The 12112-nt window shown below is 69.8% G+C and carries 12 protein-coding genes; 7 read left to right on the forward strand and 5 right to left on the reverse strand.

All coding sequences use genetic code 11. The features are described from left to right. On the forward strand, positions 1-756 hold the full coding sequence (gene cobF, locus GP2_RS02210) for a precorrin-6A synthase (deacetylating) (RefSeq protein WP_006898827.1): 756 nt from the start codon (positions 1-3) through the stop codon (positions 754-756). A 76-nt stretch (positions 757-832) separates the two neighbouring features. On the opposite strand, the gene GP2_RS02215 is transcribed toward cobF, so the two are convergent. After that, positions 833-1582, reverse strand: coding sequence for an ABC transporter permease (locus GP2_RS02215; RefSeq protein ID WP_006898828.1), 750 nt, complete (start codon positions 1580-1582; stop codon positions 833-835). Between the two features lie 10 nt (positions 1583-1592). Beyond that, positions 1593-2333, reverse strand: a complete 741-nt coding sequence (locus GP2_RS02220; protein ID WP_006898829.1) for a 3'(2'),5'-bisphosphate nucleotidase CysQ — start codon at positions 2331-2333, stop codon at positions 1593-1595. A gap of 25 nt (positions 2334-2358) precedes the next feature. On the opposite strand from GP2_RS02220, the gene GP2_RS02225 reads away from it, so the two are divergent. The 5 genes from GP2_RS02225 (at position 2359) to GP2_RS02245 (ending at position 6254) form a co-directional block, all read left to right on the forward strand. Beyond that, positions 2359-3249, forward strand: coding sequence for a DNA-formamidopyrimidine glycosylase family protein (locus GP2_RS02225; RefSeq protein WP_006898830.1), 891 nt, complete (start codon positions 2359-2361; stop codon positions 3247-3249). A 40-nt stretch (positions 3250-3289) separates the two neighbouring features. Then, positions 3290-4033, forward strand: coding sequence for an SDR family oxidoreductase (locus tag GP2_RS02230; RefSeq protein ID WP_006898831.1), 744 nt, complete (start codon positions 3290-3292; stop codon positions 4031-4033). Positions 4034-4122: 89 nt separating this feature from the next. Then, on the forward strand, positions 4123-4659 hold the full coding sequence (locus GP2_RS02235) for a hypothetical protein (protein ID WP_006898832.1): 537 nt from the start codon (positions 4123-4125) through the stop codon (positions 4657-4659). Positions 4660-4679: 20 nt separating this feature from the next. Beyond that, positions 4680-5213 (forward strand): hypothetical protein, encoded by a 534-nt coding sequence (locus tag GP2_RS02240; protein WP_006898833.1) that lies wholly within the window; start codon positions 4680-4682, stop codon positions 5211-5213. Positions 5214-5426: 213 nt separating this feature from the next. After that, on the forward strand, positions 5427-6254 hold the full coding sequence (locus tag GP2_RS02245) for a Mesocentin (RefSeq protein ID WP_083900172.1): 828 nt from the start codon (positions 5427-5429) through the stop codon (positions 6252-6254). An 89-nt stretch (positions 6255-6343) separates the two neighbouring features. On the opposite strand, the gene pgi is transcribed toward GP2_RS02245, so the two are convergent. Together pgi and GP2_RS02255 are read right to left on the reverse strand one after the other, a co-directional pair. Next, a complete protein-coding gene (gene pgi, locus GP2_RS02250; protein ID WP_006898835.1) occupies positions 6344-8041 on the reverse strand; it encodes a glucose-6-phosphate isomerase in 1698 nt (565 codons plus the stop codon). Between the two features lie 91 nt (positions 8042-8132). Next, entirely contained in the window at positions 8133-8492 is a 360-nt protein-coding gene (locus GP2_RS02255; protein WP_006898836.1) for a chorismate mutase, read from the reverse strand. 67 nt (positions 8493-8559) lie between these two features. Between GP2_RS02255 and GP2_RS02260 the strand changes: the two genes are divergently transcribed. Then, positions 8560-10401 carry a hypothetical protein gene (locus GP2_RS02260; RefSeq protein WP_006898837.1) on the forward strand — a complete coding sequence of 614 codons (1842 nt, stop codon included), beginning with the start codon at positions 8560-8562 and terminating at the stop codon, positions 10399-10401. A gap of 41 nt (positions 10402-10442) precedes the next feature. Here GP2_RS02260 and GP2_RS02265 read toward each other — a convergent pair whose 3' ends face one another. Next, entirely contained in the window at positions 10443-11999 is a 1557-nt protein-coding gene (locus tag GP2_RS02265; RefSeq protein WP_006898838.1) for a hypothetical protein, read from the reverse strand. Positions 12000-12112: the final 113 nt, after the last annotated feature.

The raw sequence follows: 12112 nt of genomic DNA on the forward strand, positions 1-12112 counted from the left end.
GTGCGGATCACGTTGCGGGTCATCGGGATCGGCCCCGGAGGCCCGCGCCAGATCACCCTTCAGGCCGTCGACGCGATGGCCGACGTCGACGCCTTCCTCGTGCTGGAGAAGGGGGCGGCCAAGAGCGGTCTGCTGCAGGCCCGTCGTGAGATCCTCGACGCCCATGCGCGGCAGGGATATTCGCTCGTCGAGATCCCCGACCCGCCCCGCGACCGCGATCCCGTCGACTACGACGCCGAGGTCCGGCGCTGGCATGCGGCACGTGCGGATCTGATCGCCCGCGCACTGCGCGACGAGGTCGGCGACGGCGGGGTGGCCGCGTTCCTCGTGTGGGGCGACCCGGCGCTCTACGACAGCACGCTCCGCATCGTCGAGGATCTGTCCGCCCACGACGACCTCGACCTCGACGTCGAGGTGATCCCGGGTGTGACCAGCGCGAGTGCGCTCACCGCGGCGCACGGCATCGTGGCCAACCGCGTCGGCGAGCCGATTCACATCACCACCGGCCGTCGGCTTGCCGAGACCCCGGCGGGTGCGGACGCCAACCAGATCGTCATGCTCGACGGGGATCTCGCCTTTCGGCACACCGCCGACCCCGACGACCACATCTGGTGGGGTGCCTACGTCGGCACCGCCGACGAGATCCTGATCAGCGGCCGGGTCGGTGACGTGACCGACCGGATCGTGGCCGCGCGTGCCGAGGCGCGCGAACGGATCGGTTGGATCATGGACATCTACCTGTTGCGCAAGGGGTAGCGGGGGAGGCCTCGATCTGCCGGGCCGAACAGGTGCGAGCCCCCATCAGGACTCACGCGTGCCCGGTCCGTGGTTCTCACATCAGCTCCCGTGCCACCAACTCCACAGTCACCAGTGCTGCGATCGAGCTCACCGCAAGCAGGCCGATCAGCACGAACAACTGCATGGCGGCCGCGGCCCACACGGACGCGCCGCCGAGGACCATGCCGACGAAGGCGCCGGGGATCGTCACCAGCCCGACCGCGCGGGTCTGGTCGAGCCCGGGGATGAGCGACGTCGCCGCGGCGGTCGCGCAGATCTCCAGTCGCGCGTCGCGAGGGAGCAGCCCCAACGACAACGCGGCCTCGACCTCGCCTGCGCGGGTGGTCAATTCGTCGTGCGCCCGGCGCCCCGTCAGCGACGTGGTGACCATGGCGTTACCGAGCAGGATGCCGGCCGTCGGGATCACGGCGATACCGCGGTCGGGGAGCACGCCCACGAGCACCAGTACCACGACCAGGATCAGCGTCGGCACCGCGACCGGTCCCACACACCAGCCGATCGCACGCACGTCGGGGGCCGCCTGCCGTATACGCCTGGCCGACGTGAACGCGGCAGCCGTCGCCATCACGAGCACGAACAACGCCGACGCCCACAGATACTCGACGACCACCGCCAGGACGCCGGCCAACGCGGCCAGTTGGACGACGGCGCGCACCGACGCCACCACGGTGTCGGTCGCGAGGCCGCTGCGCCGGTTGACCAGTACGGCGACGACGGCGAGCAACACGATCGCGACCGCGAGGGCCGGACCGATGTTGACGACGGCGTCGCCGACTCCGTTCACACGGGCCAGTTCACCAGATCTGCTGCAGGGCCGCGAGCATGTCGTCGCGGATCTCGCTGCGGCAGATCACGAAGTCGGGCATGTAAGGGTGGCGGTTGTTGTAGACGATCTCCGAACCGTCGAGGCGACTGCAATGCAGGCCCGCGGCCAGCGCCACTCCCACCGGCGCGGCGTTGTCCCATTCGTACTGGCCGCCGGCGTGCACGTACGCATCGGCGTCGCCGCGGACGACGGCCATCGCCTTCGCTCCGGCCGAACCCACCGGCACCATCTGCAGACCGAGGCGGTTGGCCACGAAACTCGTCTCGTACGAGCCGCCCCAGCGAGAGGTCACCAGGCGCCGGGTCAGCGGGCCGTCGGTCTCGGCGACGGTGTCGGCCCGGAACAGCTCGCCGGTGGCCGGCAGCGAGACGGCGGCCTCGATGACCCTGCCGTTCTCGGTCAGGGCCACGTGTACGGCCCAGTCGGCGGTGCCGTTGGCGAACTCCCTTGTGCCGTCGAGGGGGTCGATGATCCACACGCGCTCGGCGGTCGCCCGGTCGCCGACGTCAGCGGCCTCCTCCGACAACACGGCGTCGTTCGGGCGGTGCCTGCGCAGCACGGTGGAGATCCACGCCTGTGCCAGCGCGTCACCGACGTCGCCGAGCATTCCCCCGCCGAGGAGGTCGCCGGACCGGATCCCGAGCAGGATCTCCCCGGCGCCCTGCGCGATCCGGGCGGCCAGCTCGGCGTCGGAAAGACGGGAACTCATCCCTTTACTAGAGCACACTGGAGGCATGCCCGAGCTTCCTGAGGTCGCCGCCATCGCCGACTATGTCGACGGCCGGGCGGCCGGACTCCCGATCCGGCGCGTCGATGTCGCATCCCTCTCGGTCCTGAAGACCGCCGACCCGCCGTACACCGCCCTGGCCGGCCGGATCGTCGAATCCGTCGGCCGGATCGGTAAATACCTGGTCATCCGCACCGTCCCGGGTTCGGAGGCCACCGCGTCGGAACCGATGATCGCGATGGTCGTCCACCTCTCGCGGGCCGGCTGGGTGCGCTGGAGCGAGGACCTCTCGCCCAAACCGCTGCGGCCCGGCGGGAAGTCGCCGATCGCGCTTCGGGTGCACTGCGGCCTGCCCGGCGAGGGATTCGACGTCACCGAGGCCGGCACCCAGAAGCGGCTCGCGGTGTGGCTGGTCCGCGACCCCGCCGAGATCGATCGCGTCGCCGGACTCGGCCCGGACGCCCTCGAGCTGACCGAGGAGCGCCTCGCGGAGATCCTGGCCTCGACGACCGGCCGCATCAAGAACGTGCTCACCGACCAGCGCGTGATCGCCGGCATCGGCAACGCCTACTCCGACGAGATCCTGCACACCGCGCGGCTGTCGCCGTTCGCGTCGTCGAAAACCCTGAAGCCGGACCAGGTGAGCGCCCTCTACGACGCGATGCGGACCGTGCTCACCGATGCCAGCAGCCGTCTCGAGGGGCAGGAGGTGGCGCGGCTCAAGTCCGAGAAGCGCATCGGCCTGCGCGTGCACGCGCGCACCGGCCTGCCGTGCCCGGTGTGCGGCGACGCCATCCGGGAGGTCTCGTTCGCCGACCGCTCGTTCCAGTACTGCCCGACCTGTCAGACCGGCGGCAAGGTGCTCGCCGACCGCCGCATGTCGCGGCTCCTCAAGTAGCGGCTTCCGGCGCAACTTACCGCCCGGTAGCCTGGGCGTCGTGACCCCACGGCAGAAGATCCTCATCACCGGTGCGAGTTCGGGACTCGGCGAGGGCATGGCCCGTCGGTTCGCGGCGCGGGGGCGCGCGCTCGGACTCGCGGCGCGTCGCCTGGAGCGACTGGAGACCCTGGCGGCCGAACTCCGGCCGTCTGCGGCGCAGGTGGCGGTGACGCCGCTCGACGTCACCGACCTCGACGCGGTGCCGGTCGCCTTCCGGAAGCTCGCCGACGAGCTCGGCGGCCTCGACCGCGTCATCGTCAACGCCGGCCTCGGCAAGGGTGCCCCGCTGGGCACCGGCAAGGCCGCAGCCAACATCGAGACCGTCCAGACCAACCTCGTCGGCGCCCTCGCGCAGGCCGAGGCAGCCCTGGAGATCTTCCGTGAACAGAACGCCGGGCACCTCGTGCTGATCAGTTCGATCTCCGGCGTCCACGGGCTGCCGAAGGCGCAGGCCGCGTACTCGGCGTCGAAGGCCGGACTCACCGCGCTCGGGCAGGGGCTGCAGGCGGAATTCGCCGGCTCGCCCATCACGGTGTCGGTGATCGCGCCCGGTTACATCGAGACCGACATCAACCGGGGTGTGAAGACCTCGCTCATGGTCGACACCGACAAGGGCGTCGACGCGCTGGTGAAGGCGATCGAGGCCGAGAAGAGCTGGGCTCCGGTGCCGGCGTGGCCGTGGACCCCGATCGCCGCGGCGCTGAAGTATCTTCCGCTGTCGCTGAGCCGCCGCCTGGTCTGACCCGTCTCCGGCCGATCCCGCCGCAGCGGGACTCATTCGGCCGACGGATCTTCCGGTCACCCGGCGGCGGAGGAGGTTAGCGTGGCGGAATGTCTCGGGAGCGGGCGTCCTTCCGCCGGGCGGGCGGCGTCCTGACCTGTGTCGGCGTCGCACTTGTCGTCGGCGGTGGTTGCACGCCGGCCGATCCCGCCGGACCGGACAGGACGACCGCGACCATCGTCGACAAGGGCGCGGGCAAGGTCGCGACCGCCGGCCCCGCGCGTGACCTCGACCCGGTGATGCGCCGATTCCCGCTCCTCGCAGACGGAACGGTCGACGGCTGGGTCGCGGGGACGATCGGCGCCGCGCCCGGTTCGTCGGAGCGGGTCCCCGGGCCCACGACGTACTGGTTCGACGCGGTCGTCGACGTGGGGACCGAGCAGGTCGCCGCGTGGGTCCGGGAGTACGACGCGGCTTCGGTGGCGGCGCCGGATTCGGTGGCCGTCGAGCTGCGGGATCTCGTGCTGTCGGGCGAGTTCGTCGGCGGTCGCCGCCTCGACGATGCGTTCTCCTCGGCGCGGTGGCATGCGAGGGTGTACCTGTTGCCGACGACAGGCCGCGTCGTCGTCCTCGGAATCGGGGACTGACCTGCGTAAGGTGACCTCTCGTGGCGAGCAAGCAGGGGCAGACGGTGGCCTGGGGCGCATTCCAGGTGTTCGGCGGCCGACGACGCGATCAGGTCAGTGAGCTCCTCGGTGACGTCTTCGGGCGTGACGACGTGGAGGCCCTGGCCGCCGACTGGCGCGGGGTCGTCTACTTCACCCTCGCCGAGGACGAGACCGTCGATCCCGAGACCGTGATCGGCTTCGACCCGTCGAGCGGCAGTTCGGGTGAGCTGGCCACCGTCGACGAAGTGCTGGCCGCGGTGCGCAGCGGCGAGGTCGCCGACGCGGTCGACGTGGCGAGCTTCGACGCGTGGCGCACCGCCACCGGCACCCGGTCCCTCGACATGGGTTCGTGCGTGCCGCCCGCCCTGTTCGAGTTCCTCGGCGGCGACCCGGCCGAAAGGGTCACCGAGCCGGAGGATCTCGTGACCTACGTGGCGACCGCCGCCGCGATCATGGGCCGGCTCGAGAAGCTCGGCGTCGAGCCCGGCGACGAGATCCCCGACGAGGTGTTCGACGAGAGCTACTGGCAGTAGACGACACCGCACCGAGACCACGCCGAACGAAGCAGCTTCGAACGAAGCAGTACCAATGAAGCAGTGGCAGTGAGGAAACGGCACAGCATGTGACGAATCCTGGCACCGGTCGAACCGATTTTGCGCCGAAATACCCTTGCGTCCGTCCTGTCCGTGTTTTCATACCTGCGATCAGCCGTTTCGAGTTTTTTCGGAGGTGTCGGGGTGAAACGGATGTGGGCAGCTCTGGCTGCCGTGTTCGCTCTCTGTCTCGTTGTCGCGGGGTGCTCGGGTTCGGGTGACTCGACCCACTCCACGTCGTCGAGCTCGTCGGTCAGCAACGTCGCCAAGACCGGGACCTGGGACAAGGAGGGCAAGCCGGTCAACGGGGGTCCCGCGGGCGCCGACGGCTCCAGCGGCAACAACCTGACCAAGGACTACTGCGCTCACAACATCGATCCCAAGTGCCCCAGGGGGAGCTATCTGGGTGCGCATGTCGCCGCGCACGAGAAGAGCGGTTCCTGGGATGCCAACGGAAACCCGGTGAACGGCGGTCCCACCGGCGCGGACGGCTCCACGGGCAACAACCTGACCCAGGAATATTGCGCTCGCAACGAGGATCCCGCGTGCCCCAAGGGCAGCTACGTCGGTCCGAACGCGATCCGCAATCCCGACGGCAGCCACTCCTTCGTCAAGTGCGAGGGCACCGTCTGCACCAATCCCAATCACGGAGGCGGTGAGGGCACCGGCGCCTGGGATGCCAACGGCAAGCCGGTGAACGGCGGACCGACCGGTGCGGACGGTTCGACGGGCAACAATCTGACCCACGAATACTGTGCGCAGAACGAGGACCCGGCCTGCCCGCACGGAACCTACGTGGGACCCAACGCGATCAAGAGCCCCGACGGCGCGAATCGGTACGTCCCCTGTGAGGGCACCGTCTGCACCAATCCGAACCACGGCGCGGGCGCGGCGTCCGACGACCACTCCGACGGCGACCCGGGCGACGACCCCGACCATGCCGATAAGGCTCCGCGGAGCGCGGAGGCGGGTGGCAACTGAGCCGGCCGGAACACGGTCGTGACGAACCGGCCGCGGCGAGTGCGTACTCGCCGCGGCCGGTTCGTGTGAGAGGTCTCTGACGCCGTTGCTCAGACAGCGCGTCCGCGGTGCCTGCGGTACCAGGCGACCAGCTCGTTGGTCGATGCGTCGTCATCGGCGTTCGGCGCCTCGGCCTGGGTGATGGTGCCGAGCAACGCCTTCGCCTGCTTCTTGCCGAGCTCGACGCCCCACTGGTCGAACGGGTTGATCCCCCAGATCGCACCCTCGACGAACACCTGGTGCTCGTAGAGCGCGATCAGCTGGCCCACCACCGACGGGGTCAGCTTGGGCGCGAGGATCGACGTGGTGGGCCGGTTGCCCGGCATCACCTTGTGCGGGACCACGTGCGGCGGAACGCCTTCGGCGGCGATCTCGTCGGCGGTCTTGCCGAACGCAAGGACCTTGGTCTGCGCGAAGAAGTTGCTCATCAACAGGTCGTGCATCGAACCCGATCCGTCGGGGGAGGCCGGCAGGTCGTCGGTCGGTTCGGCGAACCCGATGAAGTCGGCGGGCACGATCCGCGTGCCCTGGTGCAGGAGTTGATAGAACGCGTGCTGGCCGTTGGTTCCCGGTTCGCCCCAGAAGATCTCGCCGGTGTCGGTGGTGACGTGGTGTCCGCCCGCGGTGACGGACTTGCCGTTGGACTCCATGGTCAGCTGCTGGAGGTAGGCGGCGAAACGCGCGAGGTCGTTGCTGTAGGGGAGCACCGCTCGGGTGCCGATGTCCCAGAAGTTGTTGTACCAGAGGCCGATCAGGCCCAGGATCACCGGCGCGTTGCGCTCGAGCGACTGCGTGCGGAAGTGGTCGTCGACGATACGGAAGCCGTCGAGGAACTCCGCGAAGCGCTCCTTTCCGATCGCGGCCATCACCGAGAGTCCGATCGCGGAGTCGACGGAGTAGCGGCCGCCGACCCAGTCCCAGAAGCCGAACATGTGGTCGGTGTCGATGCCGAACTTCGCGACCTCGTCGGCGTTCGTGCTCACCGCCACGAAATGCTTTGCCACAGCGTCCCTGTCGCCGCCGACTGCGTCGAGGAGCCACTGTCGTGCGGCGGCGGCGTTGGTGAGCGTCTCGAGGGTGGTGAAGGTCTTCGAGGCGATGATGAACAGCGTGGTCTCCGGGTCGAGTCCGGCGAGGGTGCCGACCAGATCGGCCGGGTCGACGTTGGAGACGAAATGACAGGTGATCCCGGCGTCGACGTAGTGGCGCAGCGCCCGATACACCATCACGGGGCCGAGGTCGGAGCCGCCGATGCCGATGTTGACGACGTCGGTGATCCGTTTTCCGGTGTGGCCCTTCCACTCTCCACTGCGGAGACGGTCGGTGAACGCGCCCATGCGGTCGAGGACGTCGTGGACGTCGGCCACCACGTCCTGCCCGTCGACGACGAGTTCGGCATCTCTCGGCAGCCGCAGCGCCGTGTGCAGGACCGCGCGGTCCTCCGAGGTGTTGATGTGGGCGCCGGCGAACATGTCGTCGCGCATCTCCTCGAGCCCGACCTCGCGGGCGAGGCCGATCAGCAACTCGAGCGTCTCGCGGAGCACCCGGTGCTTGGAGTAGTCGATGTGGAGATCGCCGACGTCGACGGTCAGGTCGCGCCCCCGGTCGGGATCGATCGCGAACACCTCGCGCAGATGCATCGCGTAGACGTGCGGCTGGTGCGCCGCGAGAGCCTGCCAGGACTGCGTTGCGGTGATGTCCCCCTGATCGGTGCCGGTGAAGTCACTTCCGGTTGCCTGCGTGCTCATGACATCCAACCCTATGTGGTCGCCGTCTCCCACGCGACGCTCGTCACACTCGTGGGCGCAACCTCACAATTCGGGCGCGGCCGCCCGCAGATCAGCGGCCGAGGGGGCCGCGGCCGAGGCGCAGCAGCAGCATCGCCAGGGTGTGCCCCTCCTGGCCGAGGTCGGCGAAACGCTCGAGGACCTTCACCTCGCGGCTGTGCACCAGTCGCGGACCACCCGACGCCATGCGGGCCGCGCCGATCTTCTTCGACACCGCCGAACGTCGTTTGACCGCGGCGAGGATGACGGCGTCGAGACGGTCGATCTCGCGTCGCAACTGGTCGATGTCGTCGGGAAGATCGGCGACATCGGTGGTGAGGTCGTACTTCTCGAGGTCGATCGTGTTCTCGAACGACGTTCCGGTGGGCTGCGGGGAATCGTCGGATCCGGAACTGGGGCTGCGGTCGGTCACGGCCCGATTTTGCCACGTCGCGGACCGGGTACCCGCATCCGCCCGACGGATCTGGACACTGGAGCGCATGCTCAACACGCGCACGATGTCGATGATCGCGGTCGCGCTGATCACGGGGCAGTTGCTCGTCCGGGGGTGGCTCGCGGCGACCGGCGACTTCTACTGGGACGACCTGGTGCTCATCGCGCGCGCCTCGTCGGCCCCCATCCTCTCCTGGGAGTTCCTCGGCCACGCCCACGACGGGCATTTCATGCCCGCGGCCTTCCTCGTGGCCGGGGTGACGACGTGGCTGGCTCCGTTGAACTGGCTGCTGCCCGCGGCCACGCTCGTCGTGCTGCAGCTGATCGCGTCGGTCTGCGTGTGGCGGATGATCCGCACCGTCGCGCCGCGGGCACGCGCGGGGGCGATCGTCGCGCTCGCCTTCTACCTGTTCAGTCCGATGACCGTGCCCGCCTTCGCCTGGTGGTCGGCGGCGCTCAACACTCTGCCCATGCAGGCCGCGATGGCCTGGATCGTCGCCGACGCGGTGACGCTCGTGCGGGGAGAGGTGGACGACTCCCGGCGGCGGATGCTGTGGATCCGCTCGACGGTCGTCTTCCTGGTGGCGCTGGCCTTCTTCGAGAAGTCGCTGTTCATCCTCCCGACAGTTCTCGTCGTCGCCGTGCTCGCCGCCGGCGCCGACCGCCGGGCCGTGGGCCGGGCGCTGCGGTCCGCGCGCGAGCTGTGGGTGTCGATGACCGCGCTGACGGTGGTGTGGGCGGCGGTCTACTTCGCGACGGTCGGCCTGGGCGACGGCCGGCACTCGGTCGCCCAGACCGCCCGGCTCGTCTGGGGATCGGTGAACCAGGCGATCGTGCCGTCTCTCGTCGGCGGGCCGTGGGAGTGGGACCGGTGGACCCCGAGCCCGCCGACGGGCTTCGCGGCGACCTGGATGATCGTGGCCGGGTGGGCCGTCCTGGTCGCGGTGGTCGGCTGGGCCTGCCTGCGGCGCCGCGGCGGCCTGCCGATCGTGGTGTTCGGGCTGGTCTACGCGGTGGCGGCCCAGATCCCGATCATGTGGAACCGGTCGAGCCCCGAGACCGCGCTCGTCCTGGCCCAGCACATGCGCTACCTGCCAGACACGGCTCTGGTGCTGACCATCGTGATCGCGCTGCTCGCCGCCGCCGAGCCCAGGGGCCGGGCCGGCGACCACCGCGCCACCCATCGGGCGGGTCGGGGCGACCCCGACTCCCCTCGGCCGGACCCGGGCCGCCCCGACGCGGCGAGGGAACTGCTCGCGCCGGCGGCCGCGGCCCTGGTGATCGTGTCGGCGGTGGTGTCGCTGGTCTCGTTCTCGGCGTCGTGGCGGGACAATCCCACCGGCGACTACCTCGACACCGCCGTCGTCGCCCTGCGTGAGAACGCCGACGAGACGATGCTCGACCAGTCGGTGCCGCTGGAGATCCTCCAACCGGTCGTCTATCCCGACAACCAGATCAGCCGGATCTTCGGCCGGGTCGAGCCGCGCCCGCGGTTCGGGGCCGGCACCGAACGGCTGCTCGTCCTCGACACCGCCGGCGACGCGGTGCCCGGCGGCGTGACGCGGCGGCGGCTGATCTTCGAGGGGGCGGGCGACTGCGGTCGTCCCGAGGTCGACGGGCCGACGCGCCTGCGGCTCGACGGTCCGCTGTTCCGGTGGCCCTGGACCGTCGCGATCGGCTACTGCGCCACACGCGACGGCGAGATCGAGATATCGCTCGACGAGGGCGAGGCCGTCCGGGTCCCGGTCCGGGCCGGCCTCGGCGCCGTGTACGTGCGGCTCGACGGCGCGGGCGACGCGGTCACCGTCCGGCCCCTGACCCCCGGCCTGCGGATGCACACCGGGGCCGGGCGGGTCGGCGAGGCCGTCGAGGCGCGTTTCGCCGGCTGACCGGCGTCAGCCGGACGGGCCGACTGTGGGGACGACCGGCGTCAGTCGACCTGCGCCACGGCGATCTTGCCGGTGTGGCCCTCCTGGACGACCAGCAACCGCAGGGCGAGGGCCGTCTCCGATTCCTTGGTGAAGTACACGACCTCGACGTCGTCGGCGGCCTTCACCTGCTCCTTCATCTGGTCCTTGAGCACCTTGGTGCCCTCCCAGGACGGGTCGAAGCCGCTGCCGACGATGTGCTCCTTGTAGCCGGGACCGAAGGTCACGTGCAGGCTTCCGTCGGTGCCGATGCCGTCGAACAGGTAGTCGCCGCGCTTGACCGCGTAGTAGCTGGGCAGGCCGGTCACGCTGGAGTTGTACGCGGCCTGCTCGGGGTTCTTGTTCCCGGTGCGGACGTAGACGACCTCGGTGTTGGTCATCTTCTCGTTGTCGTCGATGAGCTTGTTGAGCGCGGCGTCGGTGGTGTCGACGAAGCCGAGGTAGGTGAACGCGGACTGCGGACGGATCGACGAGTTCGCCGGCAGGTTGGTGGCGGTGCACCGGGTGACGGCGGTCTGGCCGAAGTCCACGCGCACGACGGGCTTGCACTCGCCGCCGAGCGCCCCGGCGGGACGGTCGCCGACGGAGAAGTTCAGGGTCAGCCCGAAGTTGAAGTGTCCGCGGGCGTTGTCGGACCAGGTGTTGCCGTTCACCGTGAAGTCGTAGGCGCAGGCCGCGGTGGTGCACTGGCCGACCAGACGCGGGGAGACCGCCGGCGTCTTGGGCCACAGGCCCGGCGCCGGCACCGACAGCAGGTCGCCGACCAGCGCGCGCTGGTTGGCGAACACCTTCTGCGCCCGATCCGCGGGCTGCAGGTCGATCGAGGTGTCGATGTCGTACGTCGCCGACCCGACGGTCAGCTCTCCCTTGACGTGGGTGACGTTCTTCGAGTCCGGCTCGTAGGTGACCTCCCACGAGCCGATCTTGACCTTGTTGTCGCCGATGAACTCGATGGGCGGGTCGCTGGTCGGCCAGCGACGGGCGTCGGGGGTCCCGCGGTTGGGGCTCGGCAGCTCGGCGCCGAGCTGCTGCTCGGAGTTCTCCTCGACGTTGCCGATCTGCGCGGCGAGGTTGTCCGGGCCGAGGACGGTGCCCAGCCGGGGCAGGCCCACGAATCGGGAGGACGCCCACTTGTTGTCGAGCGGGGCCATGTCGAGGTTGAGCTTCTCGTCGGCGACGAGCAGGTCGTTCCAGAACGCGCCGGGCGCGCTGATGAACGGGTTGTTGCCGATCTGGCGGTACTCGGCCTGGTTGGACCCCAGGGTGATGGTGCCCTCGGCGGTGTTCGACGAGGTGGCGATGAGGTCCTCGAACTCGACCGTGCCCTCGCCGCCGGCGTTGTCGTACTTGTAGCCGACCTTGCCGGTGTACTTCGCCGCCGGGCTCATGGCCATCTTGAACAGGACCTCGTCCAGGCTCTTCTGGGCGCGGAAGGCCGCGGTCGGCTCGGCCGAGCCGGAGGCGGTGAAGGGCACGAACGACACGACGAGGGCGGCGACGAGTGCCAGGACACCCACGCCCAGCGCGACGATGGCGGGGGCAAGGGACGGTCGTTTCATTCGGTCGCCTCTTTCGGTCGTCGAGGCACGCGTCCGTGATCTACGGGCGCCCCCGAGAGCCAGTGATACCAGGTCATCGTAGCCATGGGGACTGGTCCGACGAGGGTCAACTC

Source organism: Gordonia paraffinivorans NBRC 108238 (assembly GCF_000344155.1).
In the GTDB taxonomy this organism is placed as follows: Bacteria; Actinomycetota; Actinomycetes; order Mycobacteriales; family Mycobacteriaceae; genus Gordonia; species Gordonia paraffinivorans.